Origin of the sequence: Flavobacterium zepuense (assembly GCF_007097145.1) — a bacterium.
In the GTDB taxonomy this organism is placed as follows: domain Bacteria; phylum Bacteroidota; class Bacteroidia; order Flavobacteriales; family Flavobacteriaceae; genus Flavobacterium; species Flavobacterium zepuense.
The window spans coordinates 341,481-358,623 of the sequence record NZ_VJVZ01000002.1 but is presented as its reverse complement, the minus strand read 5'-3'; the positions used below and the strand labels follow the sequence as shown (position 1 = coordinate 358,623).

The 17,143-nt window shown below is 42.0% G+C and carries 18 protein-coding genes; 7 read left to right on the top strand and 11 right to left on the bottom strand.

All coding sequences use genetic code 11. From position 1 onward, the window contains the following. Positions 1 to 15 precede the first annotated feature (15 nt). The 6 genes from FMM05_RS04430 to FMM05_RS04405 all read right to left on the bottom strand — a co-directional run bounded on the left by FMM05_RS04430 (position 16) and on the right by FMM05_RS04405 (position 5,578). Positions 16 to 2,460, bottom strand: a complete 2,445-nt coding sequence (locus FMM05_RS04430; protein WP_235894357.1) for a DUF5686 family protein — start codon at positions 2,458 to 2,460, stop codon at positions 16 to 18. Positions 2,461 to 2,516: 56 nt separating this feature from the next. Beyond that, on the bottom strand, positions 2,517 to 2,813 hold the full coding sequence (locus FMM05_RS04425; RefSeq protein WP_143372126.1) for a type II toxin-antitoxin system RelE/ParE family toxin: 297 nt from the start codon (positions 2,811 to 2,813) through the stop codon (positions 2,517 to 2,519). Between the two features lies 1 nt (position 2,814). Beyond that, positions 2,815 to 3,069 (bottom strand): hypothetical protein, encoded by a 255-nt coding sequence (locus tag FMM05_RS04420; RefSeq protein WP_143372125.1) that lies wholly within the window; start codon positions 3,067 to 3,069, stop codon positions 2,815 to 2,817. Positions 3,070 to 3,155: 86 nt separating this feature from the next. Further along, positions 3,156 to 3,716, bottom strand: a complete 561-nt coding sequence (frr, locus tag FMM05_RS04415; protein ID WP_143372124.1) for a ribosome recycling factor — start codon at positions 3,714 to 3,716, stop codon at positions 3,156 to 3,158. Positions 3,717 to 3,745: 29 nt separating this feature from the next. Then, positions 3,746 to 4,453, bottom strand: a complete 708-nt coding sequence (gene pyrH / locus FMM05_RS04410; protein ID WP_143372123.1) for a UMP kinase — start codon at positions 4,451 to 4,453, stop codon at positions 3,746 to 3,748. Positions 4,454 to 4,798: 345 nt separating this feature from the next. Further along, entirely contained in the window at positions 4,799 to 5,578 is a 780-nt protein-coding gene (locus FMM05_RS04405) for a patatin-like phospholipase family protein (protein ID WP_143372122.1), read from the bottom strand. A 99-nt stretch (positions 5,579 to 5,677) separates the two neighbouring features. On the opposite strand from FMM05_RS04405, the gene FMM05_RS04400 reads away from it, so the two are divergent. Beyond that, the gene (locus tag FMM05_RS04400; protein ID WP_143372121.1) at positions 5,678 to 6,286 is read left to right on the top strand and encodes a thioredoxin family protein; all 609 of its coding nucleotides are present in this window, start codon (positions 5,678 to 5,680) and stop codon (positions 6,284 to 6,286) included. A 193-nt stretch (positions 6,287 to 6,479) separates the two neighbouring features. Here FMM05_RS04400 and gldD read toward each other — a convergent pair whose 3' ends face one another. From gldD to mutY, 4 genes are read right to left on the bottom strand one after another with little or no spacing between them, the layout of a single operon-like run. Continuing rightward, complete coding sequence (gldD, locus tag FMM05_RS04395) at positions 6,480 to 7,049, bottom strand: gliding motility lipoprotein GldD (RefSeq protein ID WP_143372120.1); 570 nt, start codon at positions 7,047 to 7,049, stop codon at positions 6,480 to 6,482. Further along, positions 7,046 to 8,329, bottom strand: coding sequence for a gliding motility-associated protein GldE (locus FMM05_RS04390; RefSeq protein WP_143372119.1), 1,284 nt, complete (start codon positions 8,327 to 8,329; stop codon positions 7,046 to 7,048). Before FMM05_RS04390 ends, gldD begins: the two co-directional genes overlap by 4 nt. A gap of 23 nt (positions 8,330 to 8,352) precedes the next feature. Continuing rightward, a complete protein-coding gene (locus FMM05_RS04385; protein WP_143372118.1) occupies positions 8,353 to 8,802 on the bottom strand; it encodes a single-stranded DNA-binding protein in 450 nt (149 codons plus the stop codon). A 41-nt stretch (positions 8,803 to 8,843) separates the two neighbouring features. Then, complete coding sequence (gene mutY / locus FMM05_RS04380) at positions 8,844 to 9,884, bottom strand: A/G-specific adenine glycosylase (protein WP_143372117.1); 1,041 nt, start codon at positions 9,882 to 9,884, stop codon at positions 8,844 to 8,846. A gap of 134 nt (positions 9,885 to 10,018) precedes the next feature. On the opposite strand from mutY, the gene FMM05_RS04375 reads away from it, so the two are divergent. From FMM05_RS04375 to FMM05_RS04350, 6 genes are all read left to right on the top strand, one after another. Continuing rightward, positions 10,019 to 10,315: an HU family DNA-binding protein gene (locus tag FMM05_RS04375; protein ID WP_026989950.1), complete on the top strand. Its 297-nt coding sequence runs from the start codon at positions 10,019 to 10,021 to the stop codon at positions 10,313 to 10,315. A 483-nt stretch (positions 10,316 to 10,798) separates the two neighbouring features. Then, positions 10,799 to 12,352 (top strand): Rne/Rng family ribonuclease, encoded by a 1,554-nt coding sequence (locus FMM05_RS04370; RefSeq protein WP_185965499.1) that lies wholly within the window; start codon positions 10,799 to 10,801, stop codon positions 12,350 to 12,352. Positions 12,353 to 12,722: 370 nt separating this feature from the next. Next, positions 12,723 to 13,544 carry an SDR family NAD(P)-dependent oxidoreductase gene (locus FMM05_RS04365; protein ID WP_143372115.1) on the top strand — a complete coding sequence of 274 codons (822 nt, stop codon included), beginning with the start codon at positions 12,723 to 12,725 and terminating at the stop codon, positions 13,542 to 13,544. A gap of 76 nt (positions 13,545 to 13,620) precedes the next feature. Then, positions 13,621 to 14,517 carry a helix-turn-helix domain-containing protein gene (locus tag FMM05_RS04360; RefSeq protein ID WP_143372114.1) on the top strand — a complete coding sequence of 299 codons (897 nt, stop codon included), beginning with the start codon at positions 13,621 to 13,623 and terminating at the stop codon, positions 14,515 to 14,517. Between the two features lie 137 nt (positions 14,518 to 14,654). Then, positions 14,655 to 14,930, top strand: a complete 276-nt coding sequence (locus tag FMM05_RS04355; RefSeq protein ID WP_143372113.1) for a hypothetical protein — start codon at positions 14,655 to 14,657, stop codon at positions 14,928 to 14,930. A 278-nt stretch (positions 14,931 to 15,208) separates the two neighbouring features. After that, entirely contained in the window at positions 15,209 to 16,204 is a 996-nt protein-coding gene (locus FMM05_RS04350; RefSeq protein ID WP_143372112.1) for a DUF4041 domain-containing protein, read from the top strand. A gap of 59 nt (positions 16,205 to 16,263) precedes the next feature. On the opposite strand, the gene aat is transcribed toward FMM05_RS04350, so the two are convergent. Then, positions 16,264 to 16,899 (bottom strand): leucyl/phenylalanyl-tRNA--protein transferase, encoded by a 636-nt coding sequence (gene aat / locus FMM05_RS04345; RefSeq protein WP_143372111.1) that lies wholly within the window; start codon positions 16,897 to 16,899, stop codon positions 16,264 to 16,266. Between the last annotated feature and the right edge of the window lie 244 nt (positions 16,900 to 17,143).

Below are 17,143 nucleotides of genomic sequence, written 5' to 3'. Positions count from 1 at the left end.
GATGGGGTAAACTGCTTAAAACAAGTTGAGTACATACGATATTTTAAGGGCAATATTCCTGTCGAACGCCGGTAACTGGTAAGGGCCGTAGCGGTAAAAAGCAGTAAAGCCAAGGCCTTTAAAAATCTCGTTAAACTCTACGCCGCTTTCGTAATAACCGTCGTCCAGGGTTTTGTAATCAAGGCCGGTGTGCTGGTTTTTATGGTCGAGCCCGCCAATGGCAAAACGCGTAACCAGCATGGGTGACAGCTTTAGGCTCCTGAAAATAGTAAAACGGGTTATCCCGTGCTTTACCTGAAGCATCATGTAGCGGCTGGAAAAGAACTCGTTAAAATACATGGTCTCAAAACTGTTCTTTCCTGCAAAGGTTATACGCGCCAGCACGCCTTCCCTGTCTAAATTGTTAGGCGATGTACTGTACAAATGGGTTAGGGGGGTATCGCCTAAGGCAAGACCGGTTTGCACCAGTGCCGTGGTTTTTTGCCCGTTGAGGTATTTATGCTCAAACTCTGCCCTGAAATCGAACTTTCCAAAATTAAAGTCGCTTTCCCAAATGCCTGATACCGCCTGGGTATACTGAAAGGCGAATTTAGGGAAACGCTTCTCTACTTCTATGCGCCCGCGCGGAGTTTGCATAAAGTCGGAAAACGGGTTCCATTGCAAAGAAACCGATGCCGTGGTAAGATTAAAAACCGAGTAAGGCAGTACCCCGGTAGGATTATACACATAATCAAACTTAGGGTCTATACGGCTGCGCGTTAGCTGCCATACGCTCTCGGTTTTGGGTATAATGCGTGTTTCTATATACCCCTGCCATTGCTGGTAGTTGTAAAAAGTAGAGATATTGATAGGGCGGGGGTCGTAAATTTTAAATACCCTTTTATCGGTAGCGAATGATGTGCTCGCTATCTCCTTAATGTCATCGGTATAGGAGCCGCCTATCCATGAATTAGAGAATTTTCCCAGTCTTACGGCGCCGCCCAGGCTGTATTTAAACTCGCCATCTTTAGTACCGTAGGCACCATAAGTATTGATGCGGAAGGTCTCGGCAAACTTATCGTTAGTTATAAAGCCAACCCCAAGCCTAAAGCCCTCGTAATTGTTGTATTTTACAATCTGCTTAAGGTCAAGGTCTATAGGCCCAAGCGGAATGTACCCATTTATAATGCGCCTGCCTAATATAATGCGCTGCTCCCAGTTGTCTTTTGCCACAAGGCTGTCTAAAGCCATGTAGGTAGTCATGCTGCGGGAATCGAGCGTATCGGGCCTGAACTGGTTCCAGTAACTTTCGGGGCGGTTTATGGCGTCGTCTTTAATTTCTATGGCTACCGATGATCGCCTTATGGTAACCGGCTCGTTAAAATGCTTGTCGAAATTATCCGACTCGGAGTACATATAAACAAAATCCGAAGGCTCTTTTTCGCGCTTTGCATCCTGGCTGCTTACGGCATCAAACTTTATGGTTTCGCCCAATATTTTAATATCTTCTTTATTATTACCCTTTACTATTTTTAGGGTTTTACGATCGGGAAACCACAGTTGCTGGTCTTTTTCGTAAGTAAAAAAGTGGGTAGAGGTAATGTCTAATACGTTGCGTACCCTGAAAACGGCTTTGGCAACTCCGTAATTATAGGTGTCTATGTACAAGATACCGCTTAGCTTCTTTTTGCCGCGGTGTTTAGGGACAAAATAGATCATGTAGGCCTGGCGCTTGTTAATGCTAACGGTGTCCAGTATCTTGTAATTGTACTCGCTAAGGGCATCGTTTGCCATTGGGCCGGCATATTTGGTTTCCAGCAGGTCGATCTTATCGGTGTATACCGAATACGATTGCAGCTTTAGCCCGATAAATTCATACAGCGGCTGCTTAAAGCCCGCCATTCGCGTTGCCAGTACCTCCTGCTTAAGGCCCTGCCCGCGGTTAAATTTATATTCGGATATTTTTTCAGTTTGGTATAAGTGCCTACGGTCTATCAGTTTTTTAAATTTAAAGCCGGTAGAATCTACCTTGGCAAAGCGCTTGCCTATCTTTTCGTATACAAAAACCGAATCCAGTTTGCTGCTTATCGAGTCGGGGTCGGCAGTAACAATAAGCCTGTCATAAGTTTTATAGGTAAAGCTGGAAAGCTTGCGCTGCGGGTCGTTTATAACCTTACGGCGAATGGCACGCCCCATAATTTCGTTAGCAGGGTTAGCGCCCTCTATTACCAGTTCTTTTAAAACTTCAGAATGTGCCACGAGTTTTATGGTATAAAAGCGCCTGGTGGGGGTGATTTCTATGTTTTGAGAGGTATAGCTGGTATAGCTTGCGGTGATTATAGCCGATGGCTCTTCCAGTACCAGTTTGCCATCTACATCGGTAATGTAATTCCTGCCCTGCGATGTTACCGTTGCAAAAGGCAGCCCGGTATTGTTTTGGGCATCTTTTACCGTTACCGTAATGGCGGTTTGCGCCCCCATGGAGATAGTAATTAATAAAAATAAAAAGTTTAACAGCCTCATTGGGTTGGTAATAATCAGCCTTTCATTAGAGAAGGATGCCTGTGGGTATTGAATACGCTTACGATTACAATTTTATTGCCATCCGCGTCATAAAATATTTTGTAATTGCGCACTATTATCCGCCTGTACATAAAACCATATTCGTCATATTGAAATTGCTCAGGAAAGACAATTCCTTCAGGTGCAGAGACAATCTCTTTTCGAATTTTTCGCGCAGTTTCTTTAGAATTCTTTTCAAGGAGGGTATTATAGATATCCAAAATATCTGCCTGAGCCCTTGCAGACCATACAATGTTTAGAGTTTGGGGCATTTTACCAGTTGTCTATTTCTTTCAAAAAATCTTCGTGGCTTGTATAGCGCCCTTCTTCATAATCTTTTTTACCCTGTTCAAGCCTGGCCCTGTACATAGCAATGTTCATAGGCTCACCCAAAGCAGAATAACCCACAATTTCGTCTTGCGGATATGTATTAGCTTCATCTTTTAATGCCCAAAGTTTTTGAAGCATACTATCATTTTGAAGGTTTAGCACCCAGTCAAGCAATTCCAGTTTTTTGACAGCATCCATTGTAATAATTTTTGAAGATATAAAGATAACGACTTTTCTTTGATTTTATGATTGCAAAAAAAATCCGCCGTTGGGCGGACTTTCAATTATACTTTCATAATCTCTGCTTCTTTAAGGGCAAGCAGCTCGTCAATTTTCTTTATATAAGCGTTGGTAAGCTCCTGAACTTCTTCTTCGGCGCCTTTGCACACGTCTTCCGATAGTCCGTCTTTTTCCAATTTCTTAATATCGGTATTGGCATCCTTACGGGCGCTGCGCACACCTATTTTAGCATCCTCGGCCTCAACTTTAGCCTGTTTGGCAAGGTCGCGCCTTCTTTCTTCGGTTAACGCAGGAACACTAATGATGATGTTATCGCCATTGTTCATTGGGTTAAACCCAAGATTAGCTATCATGATGGCTTTTTCTATAGGGTGCAGCATGTTTTTTTCCCAAGGGGTAACGGTAATAGTCCGCGCATCGGGTACGTTAATGTTAGCCACCTGGCTTATTGGGGTTTGCGACCCGTAATAATCTACCTTAACGCCGCCGAGCATTGCAGGGCTGGCCTTACCGGCACGTATATTTAAAAATTCTTTTTCTAAGTGGGTTAAAGAACCTTCCATCGATTCTTTTGTGCTATCTAAAATAAATTCAATCTCTTCCATAGTTTTTTAATTCTTACGGGTATAAAAAATTAAACGTTTACAGTAGTTCCTACCAATTCGCCTTCGCAAACTTTTACAAGGTTGCCCGGTTTGTTCATATCAAAAACAATAATTGGCAATGCATTTTCCTGGCTCAGTGTAAAAGCAGTGGTGTCCATTACGTTAAGGCCTTTTTTAAGCACGTCTTCAAAAGTAAGGGTGTCATATTTAGTGGCGCTAAGGTCTTTCTCAGGGTCGGCAGTATAAATACCATCTACGCGGGTACCTTTGAGTATTACATCGGCCTCAACCTCTACACCCCTAAGTACAGCAGCGGTATCGGTAGTAAAATATGGGTTACCTGTACCGGCGCCAAATATAACGATACGGCCTTTTTCAAGGTGGCGTACGGCTTTTCTTTTAATGTACGGCTCTGCAATGGCTTTAATTTCAAGCGCTGTTTGCAGGCGGGTTTGCATACCGGCGTCTTCAAGGGCGCCCTGTAATGCCATGCCGTTAATAACAGTGGCAAGCATACCCATGTAATCTCCCTGAACCCTGTCCATACCATTGCTGGCCCCGGCTAACCCCCTAAAGATGTTACCGCCTCCTATAACAATGGCAATTTGCACGCCTTTATCATGTATCTGCTTAATTTCCTGTGCGTATTCGGCAAGCCTTTGCGGGTCTATACCATATTGCCTTTCGCCCATAAGGGCCTCACCGCTTAGCTTTAACAGGATTCTGTTGTATTTCATAGGGATATTTTTGTGGTGCAAATATAGTAATAATTGTTTTTGTGGATATAGAGATTTTATGATGAAATTATTACAATACATGTTCTTTTGTCTTGAAACAAAAGAACCAAAAATTCAAGGCTATAACTTCTTATGCTACAAAATAGAAGCATCGGCTAAATCATTTGAACTCGCTGCGCTCAAACAGCAAATGATTCTTAACGCATCAACTTCTATTTTGCTTAACGCAACGAAGTTTAAGGCTAAGCTTCACTCATTACGGCTTACTCATTGATGTTCTCTATATGTTCTGCCTCAGTGTAGCTACTCCCCTCTCCTTTGGAAAGGGGTTGGGGGTAAGGACTATCAAACAATCAAATCCTCGTACGACTTTTTAGCGGCTTCATAACCAATCTGGAAGATCTCATCCATTTTGGCTTTGTTGGTTTCAAATGTGCTGAAAAGCGCCAGCTCATCGGGGCTTATAACCCAGTCGCACAGCGTAAATTTTTGCATGTTGCTGTTGGCCGAAAGCAAATCGTAAGCGCGCGTGGTTACAGCTTTTATAGAAGTAAGGTCTTCTTTGTCTATCTTTTGGATGGGACTCACGTAAACACCGATAAGCGTATCGCAGCGGCCCTGCAAAATATCGGTAGGGAAGTGGTTTATAATACCGCCATCGCTGTACAGCCTGCCTTCTATCTCATAGGGAGATATGATGCCGGGAAATGCAGAGGAAGCCAGCACGGCATCGGCTACTTTAGTTTCCGACCCAAATATCTTTAGCTTGCCCGATACTAAGTCGGTTGCCGTTAGGTGCATTTTGTAGGGCAGGTCGCCCAGAGTGGCATCTTTAAAAATACCGTCAAAATAATCTTTAAAGGCTACCGAATCTATAAATCCGGGCTTGCGAAAGGTAAAGTGCCTCCAGTGGAAAAAGTAAATGGATTTAAAGAATTCCAGTATCTCTTCGGGTTGTTTGCCCCAGGCGTAAAGTGCTGACACAATGGCGCCTGAACTGGTTCCTGCAATGTGCGACGGGCGGATGCCTATCTCATCAAAAAACTTTAATACGCCCGCGTGGGCTATGCCTTTGGTACCACCCCCGGAAAGGATGATGCCAATGGTGTTTCCGTCAAATTTCATTTCGGTTGTGATTTCCTGACTAAATTACAGTTTTTTCTGTTATGGTCTTTTTTTTGATATATTAAAAGTTGAAGTATTTTTGCATTAAATTTTGCAGTTATGATAACAGATGTAGCGTTAATTGAAAAAAGCCTTAAAAACAGCTATTCCTATAGCGAGTACAGGGCGCATGTGTCGCAACTTTTATTAGATGGCCTTAGCACGGGTGCTACCCAAAGCGAAGCCTTAACCCATTATACTACCCTTAACGAGGTGCGCATGAACCGCCTTGATAAGACCGTAAAACTGCCGGAAGATATTAAAAACCGACTGGCGAACCTTAAAAAAGAGCATACGCTTTTAATAATTTCGGAAGGCTGGTGTGGCGATGCTGCCCAAATACTGCCGGTTATTAATAAACTTGCTGAAGCTACCGATAAGCTGGATGTACAGATTGTTTTGCGCGATGATAACCCGGAACTGATGGACGAATACCTTACCAACGGTGCCCGCTCTATACCTAAGCTTGTGCTGCTGGATGATGAGCAAAATGCGCGTGCAAGCTGGGGGCCAAGGCCGCAGGGTGGTGCGCAGCTGATACGCGAGTATAAAGAGAAATTCGGGACCATACCTCCTGAGGCCAAAACCGAACTGCAAAAATGGTATTTGCAGGATAAGGGACACAGCACTATGGAAGAAATAACACTGCTGCTGGAAAACGTTGGGTAATTACGAATTACGAATTACGAATTACGAATTACGAATTTTTACCAATAAACTCTAAATAAAAGCAAAGACACGAACCTGCCTGCCGGCAGGCAGGTTCGTGTCTTATTATATTCAGGAGAATCGTAATTCGTAATTTGAAATTCGTAATTCAAGCTCAGTCATAATTCGTAATTTGAAATTCCTAATTAAAAAATTATTTCCACTTAAGGGTTTCCATGATGTTTTGCATGTCTTCTTTAATATAGGCAGCTGCCGGCATAACCGAATCGAAATTAGGCTTGGCGTAAAAATACATAGATGCCGTTAAAAAATGGCGTGTGCTATCGGTTACAAAAAACTGTGCGTTAGTAGCTGCGTTACCACCCACCTGGGAGAACATACCATACACCTTTTTACCGGGGTTCCTGTACGGCTGCGCATCTATAGATTCAGCTTTAATAACGTGCTTGTAGGTTAGCTCTTCGGCATCGCGCAACAGCGAATCAAGGTTGTTGTTGGTTACAGGCTTATAGGTTAGGTAAATGGTAGCCTTCATTTTAGGGTACTCTATAGTAAAGTTACAGTTGCCTTTGTCTTTAACAATAGCAAGCGAGTTGTAGCCAAAGGTATAAGGGCAATTGGCCTCAAAAGGTTTGTATGTACCCATGGGGTACTCCAGCCTTAGGTAGGCCTGTGGTTTGGGCAGGGTATCTTCTTTGCACGATGTTAGCAGTGCAAGAGTAAGTAAAAGCAATAAACCCGGTATTTTATTTGGTATTTTCATGCAAGCGTAACCTTGATTTGTTTTATCCTTCTCCTATCAACAGATTCGACGGTAAAGATATTGCCATTAAAGCTAATTTTTTGTGCTTTTTTAGGAAAATTGCCTGTAATCTCCAGCAGCAGTCCCGCCAGGGTTTCGGCTTCGCCTTTGGCTTCCTCAAAAGTATCTTCGTTAACCTCGGTTATGCGGTAAAAATCCTTGAGGCTTATCTTGCCGTCAAAAAGGTAGTTGCGGTCGTCTAACTTAGAGTATATAATATCCTCATCATCAAACTCATCGCTAATATCGCCCACAATTTCTTCAAGTATATCCTCTAATGATATAATGCCCGATGTACCGCCGTACTCATCTACCACTACGGCAAGGTGGTTTTTCATTTCCTGAAATTCTTTAAGCAGGTTGTCCAGCTTTTTATTTTCGGGTACAAAGAATGGCTCGCGGAGAATAGACTGCCACTCAAAATCGTCGTCATCAATGTGGGGTATGAGGTCTTTTATGAATAGTACACCCTCGATCTTGTCAATATTGTCGCGGTACACCGGTATGCGCGAAAAACCGGTATCTACGATCTTGGGCATTATTTTGCTAAAAGGCTCCTCTATATCTAATGCAAAAATATCAATACGCGGACTCATAACCTGTTTTGCATCGGTATTGCCAAAGCTTACAATGCCCTGTAGTATTTTTTGTTCCTCGGCAGTAGCATCGCCATAATCGGTCAGTTCCAGCGCCTGCGACAGCCTATCAATAGAAAATTCTGATTTTTGCACGCCGAATTTCTTGTTGAGCCATAATGTGGCCTCGCGCATGGGTATGCTAAGCGGCGACAGCAGTTTGTTAAGCACAAACAGCGGCCAGGCTATTTTTTTGGCAAAGCGTCGGCTGTTTCGCCCGGCATATACCTTGGGTAATACTTCGCCAAACAGTAAGATAAGCAGGGTAATAATGGCAACCTCTACCGCAAAGCGCAGGCCGGGCAGGAGTATGGCCGAGAAGGCATTCATACGGAAGAACAGTATGATAATGCCTATGTTTATGAAGGTGTTGGTAATAACAATGGTGGCTAAAAGCTTTTTAGGCTTTTCGAGCAGGGTAGCTATAAGGCTGCCCTTTTTTTTGTCTTTGCTGTTAATCTTGTCAAGGTCGTCTTTAGTGAGGCTAAACAGCGCCACCTCTGTACCCGATATAAATGCAGAACAAAGAAGCAGCACAACAATGGCTGTAAACCCTATAACAAGGTTATAATCTATACTAAATATGCTCGTGGGGCCGGGGTCCAAAATAGGGGGTATTAGTTAAACAATCAAAACGGCAGGTCGTCTTCTGGCGCCGGCACGTTAGGTATATCATAAGCAGCTGTTTTTGCAGGCTCCTGGCCTGCGCTAACAGGCTGACGGTTGTGGTTGTCAATTTCTTTTTTAGTGGTAAGGAATGTAAATTCGGTTACCTGTATCTCTGTAGTATATTTGGTACTGCCGTCTTCACCCTGCCACTGGCGCGATTTTATGCGTCCTTCTATATAGATCTTATCCCCTTTACTAAGGTATTTCTCGCAAATTTCGGCTGCCTTGTTGCGCACCACAAGGTTGTGCCACTCGGTAGAGGTTATCTTTTCGTTAGTTTGCTTATTAATGTAAACCTCGTTTGTAGCAAGTGGAAAACGCCCGATGCAATTGCCACCTTCAAAGTAGTGGATCTTTACCTCGTCGCCCAAATGCCCAATAAGCATTACTTTGTTTAACGTACCGTTCATTGTTTTGTTTTTGTGTTAACCAAATGTAATAAAATTAATCATCATTGCCAATTGTTCTCTATAAAATTATGAATGACAATGGGCAGCGGAAAAGTTTTTATTTGCTCAATATCAACAGCTTCGGGCAGAACGGTGTCAGAAGTTACTTCCCAAAATCTTATGTGGAGTTTTTGGTGCGAAAGCTTGTGGATAATCACATCAGGATGCAGCAATCGTATGCCTTTCGGCGAAAAATTTAATGCTGTGGTAGCCTCAATTAAGGCAACAGTTTCGGCTTCGGATGTCAGCGTTTCGGTCTCCACAACAGGAAATTCATACAGCCCGTGCCAGATGCCTTTATCGCCACGGCGGTTAATAAGGGTGTTACCGTTAGCATCCTTTATTATAAGGTAATTAAAAAAACGGTTGGTCACTTTGGTCTTCTTTAACTTTACGGGCAGCTGGTTTACCTTGCCGGTTAAAAAGGCTACGCAATCGCGGTTAAAAATGCAAACACTGCAGTTGGGGTTTTTGGGTACGCACTGCAAAGCGCCAAACTCCATAATGGCCTGGTTAAACTCCGATGCCTGTTTTTTAGGCATAAGCGATGCTGCAAGGGCTGTAAACTCCTTTTTAGCCCCCGATGAAGAAATATCTGTCTCAACCCCAAAAACGCGGGAGAGCACCCTGTAAACGTTACCATCTACAACGGGCACAGCCTCTCCATAACTTATAGAGGCAATGGCGGCAGCAGTATAATCGCCCACGCCTTTAAGCTTTAGCAGCCCTGCATAACTGTTAGGGAAGTTTCCGCCCATATCAAAAGCTACCTGTTTTGCGGTGGCGTGCAGGTTGCGGGCGCGACTGTAATAGCCCAGGCCCTGCCATAATTTTAGCACCTGCTCCTCGTGGGCGGCGGCCATATCATGTACGGTAGGAAAAGCATCAATAAATTTTAAAAAATAGGGTAAACCCTGTGCTACACGCGTTTGCTGAAGCATAATTTCAGATAACCAAACGGGGTAGGGCTGCGGTGTTTTGCGCCAGGGCAAATCGCGTTTATTTTGTAAATACCAATTTATTAAAGACTTAGAAAACTCCATGATTAAGGTAGGGTTTGCAAAAGTAAAAGTTTATGTTATTAAATTTTAATGCATTAACCTTGAATTATTGTTTTTTTAATTCTTATATTTGCGCACTCAAAAAAAATACACACAATAATAAATTTAGAAAGAAAATGACGAAAGCAGACATCGTAGCGAAAATTTCGGAGAAACTTGGACTAGAAAAAGGAGATGTACAAGCAACAGTTGAGTCTTTTATGGAAGAAGTAAAGACATCACTTGAAACCGGAGATAACGTATACCTAAGAGGTTTCGGAAGTTTTATCATTAAAACACGTGCTGAAAAAACTGGAAGGAATATTTCCAAAAATACCACAATTAAAATACCTGCGCACAACATTCCGGCATTTAAGCCAGCAAAAATATTTGTTGACGGTGTAAAAACAAACACCGAAGTAAAAGCAAACTAATTAATTATTAACCACCAAACCCTTTACATGTTATGCCAAGTGGTAAAAAAAGAAAAAGACATAAGGTAGCTACTCACAAACGTAAAAAGAGAGCGAGAGCTAACCGTCACAAAAAGAAAAAGTAGTGCAAACTACTTTTTTCTTTTTTTAGGAAAAAGTTTTTAAAAGAGACTGAAAGACATAAGATAATAGACGAGAGACACATTACTGTAGCCTTTAATCTATTATCTTTAGTCTAACTATCTCAAAATTAAGTTCATTGAAAGAAAGATTGCAGATTGCAGATTTTAGATTTCAGATTTGGCAGTGCCTCCTGAAAACTGTTACCGACAACTGCTCTCTCCGGGTACAACAATACCTGTAAATTATTGTTTAATCCATCTGTATTTTAGTTAACGGTTGTCAGTTGTCAGTTAACAGTTAAAGGTGCTGCCTTTAAACTGTAAACCATAAACTGTAAGCTTAAAACTTGTACGGATAAAAATGTACAGTGTGAACAAGGAATTAATTATTCGATCTGGTTCTGAAGCCGTAGATTTTGCCTTATTAAAAGATGGAAAACTAATAGAATTACACAAGGAAAAGGAAGACAAGAACCTGTTTGCGGTAGGCGATATTTTTATTGCTAAGATCCGTAAGCCAGTGGCCGGCTTAAACGCCGCGTTTGTAAATGTAGGCTTTGAGAAAGATGCCTTTTTGCATTACCACGATTTAGGGCCTAACCTGCCATCCATGATGAAATTCATTAAACTTGTAAGCGCAGGTAAATTAAAAGACTACACCCTAAAAAGTTTCCCTTTTGAAAAAGAAATAGATAAAGATGGTGCCATAGCCGATGTGCTTAGCTCTAACCAGTCTATTTTAGTTCAGGTTGTAAAAGAGCCTATTAGTACCAAAGGCCCAAGGATAAGCAGTGAGCTTAGCATGGCTGGCCGTTATGTGGTGCTGGTGCCTTTTAGCGACAGGATTTCTATTTCTCAAAAAATAGATTCTAAAGAAGAAAAAGACCGCCTTAAACGCCTCGTACAATCTATAAGGCCTAAAGGTTTTGGCGTTATCGTAAGAACGGTAGCCGAAGGGAAAAAAGTAGCAGAACTGGATAAAGACCTACAAAACCTGCTGGACAAATGGACAGGCATGTGCAAGAGGATTCCCAGTGCCCATCACCCAAGTAAAGTGCTGGGCGAAGTAAATAAGGTTTCATCTATCCTCCGCGATGTGTTTAACGACACTTTTACCGGGATTTATGTAGATGACGAAGACTTATTTTATGCAACAAAGGACTATCTGCAGGAGATAGCTCCCCAAAAAGCGAATATCGTAAAACATTACCAAAGCAGGGAGCTGCCTCTATTTGAAAAATACAACATAGAGCGGCAAATTAAAACCTCTTTTGGCAAAACGGTATCTATGAGCAAAGGCGCCTATTTAATTATAGAGCATACAGAGGCATTGCACGTTATAGACGTTAACAGTGGCAACCGCTCTAACAAGGCCCTTAGCCAAGAAGATACCGCCCTTGAAGTTAACCTTATAGCTGCCGCAGAGATTGCGCGCCAGCTGCGATTAAGGGATATGGGAGGGATTATTGTTGTGGATTTTATAGACATGTCTAACCCCGACAATAGGAAAAAGCTCTACGACTTCCTTAGAGAAGAAATGAGCGACGATAAAGCTAAACACAAGATCCTGCCACCGAGTAAATTTGGCTTAGTGCAAATTACGCGGCAAAGAGTTAGGCCAGAGGTTAACATCAAAACGAGGGAAGAAGACCCCAACAACGAAAATCAGGAGATAGAAGCCCCGATTTTGGTGATAGACCGTATTTCGGCCGACCTGGAACGATTAAAAGGCCACAAAAAAGTAGTGATTAATGCACACCCTTTTGTTGCCGCATACCTTACCAAAGGTTTCCCATCCATACGCACTAAATGGTATTTAGAGCACAAAAAATGGATAAAAGTTATACCACGTGACGCTTACACGTATTTAGAATACCACTTTTTTGATAGCAAAGGAAACGCTATCGCAGAATAACACTAAACCGCCCCTGCTGATGTAGGGGCGGTTTTTTTGTTTATTGATATTTTTGCATAAGAAAAATGGTTATGTAAAGCAAATCATAAAGTTTTTAGACACGAATTTTCACAAATTGCGCAAATTTACCAAGATTATGTATCTAATTTAATCTGTGCAAATTAGTGTAATTCTTGTCGGGATTATCGCAATTTTTTTTGACACGAATTAGCACAAATTTTCACAAATCAAATCACCAAATTACCAAATCACCAAATTACCTTTATTGTCATTTCAAACGGTAATCTGTATCATCTTTCCGCTCGTTTGTATAAGTCGGCACGGGCACCGTGGGCATAACTTTGTATCATAATCTTAAAGAAACAAAATCATGTCAAAAACAATTTTTATAACAGGAGCATCTCGTGGGTTTGGTAAACTTTGGGCCGAAGCCTTTTTAAAACGTGGCGATAGAGTTGCTGCCACTGCCCGTAATACTGCCGACCTGGCCGACCTTGTAGCTACTTACGGCGATGCTGTACTACCCATTAAACTTGATGTTAACAACCGTGCCGATGCCTTTGCTGCGGTTAAAAATGCCGCCGACCATTTTGGCGGGTTGGATGTAGTAATAAACAACGCCGGTTACGGATTGTTTGGCACTATAGAAGAAACTACCGAGGAGCAGGCACGCCAGCAAATTGAAACCAACGTGTTTGGCCTGCTGTGGGTAACACAGGCTGCACTGCCTGTTTTCAGGGCACAGGGGTACGGGCACATCATACAGGTATCAAGCGTGCTTGGTATTGTAACCCTGCCGCTGCTGGGGCTGTATAACGCCTCTAAATTTGCTGTGGAAGGCCTTAGCGACACCCTTGCGCAGGAGGTTAAACAGTTTGGCATTAACGTATCGCTTATAGAGCCTAACGGTTTTAGTACAGATTGGGGTGGTGCCAGTGCGGTGCAAAGCGAACCTATGGAGATTTATGGCAGCATACGCGAATCGTTTGCCGAAGCCGGTAGCCAGGAAGGCTTTTTTGGCGACCCGGAAGCTACATCGGCTGCGGTGCTTCAATTAGTTGATAGTAAAAACCCTCCGCTTCGCCTGTTCCTTGGCAAGCATACATTGCCTTGGGCTAAAAACGTATACCAGGAACGTATAGCCCAATGGGAAGAGTGGAATGATGTAGCAGTTGCGGCACACGGCAACTAAAAATATACCGATTGGTATATTAATTTTATATCTTTACAGTGCTGCTTTTTGCGGGGGTATATAAACAGTATTGACAATGAAACATTACAAAAGTATAAGCGAATTGTGCCGCGCTGTGGGCTTTCCGCCGCCGGAGAATCCATTGTTAGGACTCATAAGGTGCCAAAAGCTTAGCGCGTGCAGTGTAGGCGAGGGTGAATTTACTGGCGACTTCTATACCGTTGGCTTTAAAAAAATGAAGTCGGGGGTTATACGCTACGGGCGCACCGTTTACGATCATGCTAATGGGTCGCTCATGTTCCTTAAGCCAAGGCAGGTGATAGAGATACGCGATTTAGAGCTGGAAGAAGATGGTTTTCTTATTTACATTCATGAAGATTACCTTAACGGGCACATGCTGCATGGCGATATTAAAAAGTATGGCTTTTTTGACTACGAAACCAATGAGGCCCTGCACCTTTCGCCAAAAGAAGAGGCTGTTATATGGGAACTTTACCGTAAAATAGAAGGCGAGTATTATGATAACCAGGATGAGTACAGCCGCGAAATTATACTAACACATATAGATAGCCTCCTTAAATATTCACAGCGCTTTTACAAGCGCCAGTTTATTAACCGTAAAGAGGTTTCGGGTAAAACGGTGTCTAAGTTCAACAACCTTTTGGGCGCTTATTTTGATGATGGCCGCCTTAAAGATAACGGCCTGCCTAACGTAAAAAGTATGGCAGAGCAGCTTAACACCTCCCCACGCTATTTAAGCGACCTGCTGCGCCAGGAAACCGGCAAAACGGCTCTGGAGCTCATCCATATCTTCCTTATAGGTGAGGCCAAGAACCTATTGCAGGCATCAGAAAAAACAGTGGCTGAAACTGCCTACCTGCTGGGTTTTGAAAATCCGCCCTACTTTAGCCGCCTCTTTAAAAAAGAAACGGGCTTAAGCCCGGTGGAGTTCCGCAAGCAGTTTTTAAATTAATGTTTACAGTTCTTTATAATGATGAGAAGCCGTTTCAACTGTGGTTGAAGCGGCTTTTTTTATTTTGTGATAATGAGGATTTCCGTAAAGTATTTATAAATTTATTATTTAGGTTTGTGCAACTAACCAATATAATTATGGCACTGGATTTTTTTAAAAGGGAGGAATTAGAACGAATAAAAGAACTCGAATCTTTATTAGAAAAGTATAAGCCAATTATTGATCTGGATGCAGCAATTCGCGAAAAGGAATTGTTAATTAATAACTTCGAGTCGACTATTGGCAGATATACCGAAATTGCAGCATTAAACGAAAAAATACGGTCGAGTAAAATAGCTTTGGATTCTATGATTCATGAAAAAGAATTACAGATCAATAATTTTGAATCGACCATTGGCAGATTTACTGAATAGCTGATTTAAATAAAAAAATTAAATCCATAAAAAGCGATTATGAAATTGCCTCAAAAGAAAAACGGGATAATATTGATAAATTACAAAGCCAGTATCAGGAGTTAAAAACAAAGTATTCTACTTCAAAAGAAACATATGCCAAACTTCGCAATGAGATTAGTGTATACGAAAATAAATTAGACTTAATTGACTTTGGGGTTTACGAGCCGATTTACGATTTCGAAAAATCTGATGAGTATCGTGAAGAACAAGGCAGGATACGTGAGAAGCAAAAGAATATGCTCTACTCCGAAACAGCGGCTAAATGCAGTATTAACTGGACTATTGACGGCAGTGTTGCAAAAGGTACTGCTTCTACCAAAAGATTAATTAAGCTTACACTCCGGGCATTCAATGGCGAAAGCGATTCGTTAATAGCCAAAGTTAAATGGAACAACGTTAACCAACTAAAGGAGCGTATACGCAAGTCATTTGAGGCGATAAATAAATTAGCCGAAAACAATGCAATTTCTATAAGCCACGAGTATTACAATCTTAAGTTGAAAGAACTTATATTGGAGTATGAATATCAGGCAAAAAAGCAACAGGAAAAAGAAGAAATGCGGGCGATACAGGAGGAACTGAGGGAGGAAGAAAAGGCAAGACGTGAGTTTGAAAAAGTTCAGCGTGAGGCTGAAAAAGAAGAATCACTTTACAGGAAAGCATTAGAAAAAGTACAGAAAGAGCTTGGTTTGGCAGATACGGAAACCCAATTTAAACTACAGGAACAAATATCGCTGTTGGAAGCTGAACTGGAAGAAGCGAGGTTGAGAAAAGAACGAGCCTTGTCTATGGCGCAGCAAACTAAGAGAGGGCATGTATACATAATTTCTAACATTGGTTCATTTGGCGAAGATGTATACAAAATTGGTATGACCCGCAGGCTTGAGCCATTAGACCGTGTACGCGAATTAGGGGATGCTTCGGTTCCTTTTAAATTTGACGTACATGCGCTAATTTATTCTGATGAAGCCAGAACATTAGAATATGAACTTCATAAGGCTTTTTCTGAGAAGAAGGTAAACATGCTTAATTACAGGCGTGAATTTTTTAAGGTCACTTTAGAAGAAATTGAAGCCAAAATCAAAGAATTAGGCTTTAAAGCAGAATTTTCAACTTCTCCCGAGGCAATGGAATATAGGGAAACACAATTGATTTTAGATAAGATCAGGAACGGAGAAGCGTTGCCAACACTTGCCGAATTAGTTGAGGAAGAATTTCCGTCTGAAATATAATTGCGGTAGGCTAATCAGAGTTATTAGCAGTGCTTACCTTTAAATTGTCAATTGAAATCTTAACTCGTAAGTATCTCTAAAAAATCTTCCCTGAAAATTTCGCAGGCACCAAGGCTCTCCAGGTGGTCGTTATGTACCTGGCAGTCTAATAGGCGGTAATTTTCGTTCTCCAGTTTTTTAGCAAGGGCAATAAACGCTACTTTGCTTGCATTGGGGACTTTAGAAAACATGCTCTCTCCACAAAAAATATGGCCCAGGTCTATTCCGTATAAACCACCCACAAGTTCGCCATCCTTCCACACTTCTACCGATTTTGCATGGCCCAGGGCGTGCAGTTTGCAGTAAGCCTCGGTCATTTCGGGGGTTATCCAGGTGCCGTTTTGCCCGTCGCGCTTAATAGTACGGCAGTTGGCAATAACATCGGCAAAAGCGGTGTTAAAGGTAACGGTAAACATGTTGCGATTAAGGATGTTGCGCATGCTTTTAGATACCTTAAGCTCCGGGAAGAGCAGTACCATGCGTTCCGGCGGACACCACCACAGTATGGGCTCGTCTTCTTCAAACCACGGAAAGATGCCGCTGCGGTAGGCCAGCATTAACCGCTCGGGCGAAAGGTCGCCTCCTATGGCAATGATGCCTTCGGGTGAAGCATGCCTTAGGGGAGGGAAAAAAAGTTCGCGCGATAAAAAATACATAAAATGCTTTTGTTTATAATAACGTATGCAGGCATAACAAAATTATACTGTTCTTTTTTAAAAACAAAACCCCCATGAAAAATCATGAGGGAATGTATATAATTTAAATTACAAATTACAAATTTCAAAAATCAAATCACGAAAACAAATTCCAATCTAAAATCTGAATTCTAAAATCTGAAATCTTAATCCAAAATCCAAAAGTGAAATATCAACGTTTTTTAGCCCTTTTTGGGCTTAAAAT

Coding starts and splice junctions, on each gene's coding strand:
- FMM05_RS04375 (WP_026989950.1), top strand. CDS start 10,019: ATGACGAAAGCAGACATCGTAGCGAAAATTTCGGAGAAACTTGGACTA.
- mutY (WP_143372117.1), bottom strand. CDS start 9,884: ATGGAGTTTTCTAAGTCTTTAATAAATTGGTATTTACAAAATAAACGC.
- FMM05_RS04425 (WP_143372126.1), bottom strand. CDS start 2,813: ATGCCCCAAACTCTAAACATTGTATGGTCTGCAAGGGCTCAGGCAGAT.
- FMM05_RS04385 (WP_143372118.1), bottom strand. CDS start 8,802: ATGAACGGTACGTTAAACAAAGTAATGCTTATTGGGCATTTGGGCGAC.
- gldD (WP_143372120.1), bottom strand. CDS start 7,049: ATGAAAATACCAAATAAAATACCGGGTTTATTGCTTTTACTTACTCTT.
- FMM05_RS04405 (WP_143372122.1), bottom strand. CDS start 5,578: ATGAAATTTGACGGAAACACCATTGGCATCATCCTTTCCGGGGGTGGT.
- FMM05_RS04400 (WP_143372121.1), top strand. CDS start 5,678: ATGATAACAGATGTAGCGTTAATTGAAAAAAGCCTTAAAAACAGCTAT.
- aat (WP_143372111.1), bottom strand. CDS start 16,899: ATGTATTTTTTATCGCGCGAACTTTTTTTCCCTCCCCTAAGGCATGCT.
- FMM05_RS04350 (WP_143372112.1), top strand. CDS start 15,209: ATGCTCTACTCCGAAACAGCGGCTAAATGCAGTATTAACTGGACTATT.
- FMM05_RS04430 (WP_235894357.1), bottom strand. CDS start 2,460: ATGGGGGCGCAAACCGCCATTACGGTAACGGTAAAAGATGCCCAAAAC.
- pyrH (WP_143372123.1), bottom strand. CDS start 4,453: ATGAAATACAACAGAATCCTGTTAAAGCTAAGCGGTGAGGCCCTTATG.
- FMM05_RS04360 (WP_143372114.1), top strand. CDS start 13,621: ATGAAACATTACAAAAGTATAAGCGAATTGTGCCGCGCTGTGGGCTTT.
- FMM05_RS04355 (WP_143372113.1), top strand. CDS start 14,655: ATGGCACTGGATTTTTTTAAAAGGGAGGAATTAGAACGAATAAAAGAA.
- frr (WP_143372124.1), bottom strand. CDS start 3,716: ATGGAAGAGATTGAATTTATTTTAGATAGCACAAAAGAATCGATGGAA.
- FMM05_RS04370 (WP_185965499.1), top strand. CDS start 10,799: ATGTACAGTGTGAACAAGGAATTAATTATTCGATCTGGTTCTGAAGCC.
- FMM05_RS04420 (WP_143372125.1), bottom strand. CDS start 3,069: ATGGATGCTGTCAAAAAACTGGAATTGCTTGACTGGGTGCTAAACCTT.
- FMM05_RS04365 (WP_143372115.1), top strand. CDS start 12,723: ATGTCAAAAACAATTTTTATAACAGGAGCATCTCGTGGGTTTGGTAAA.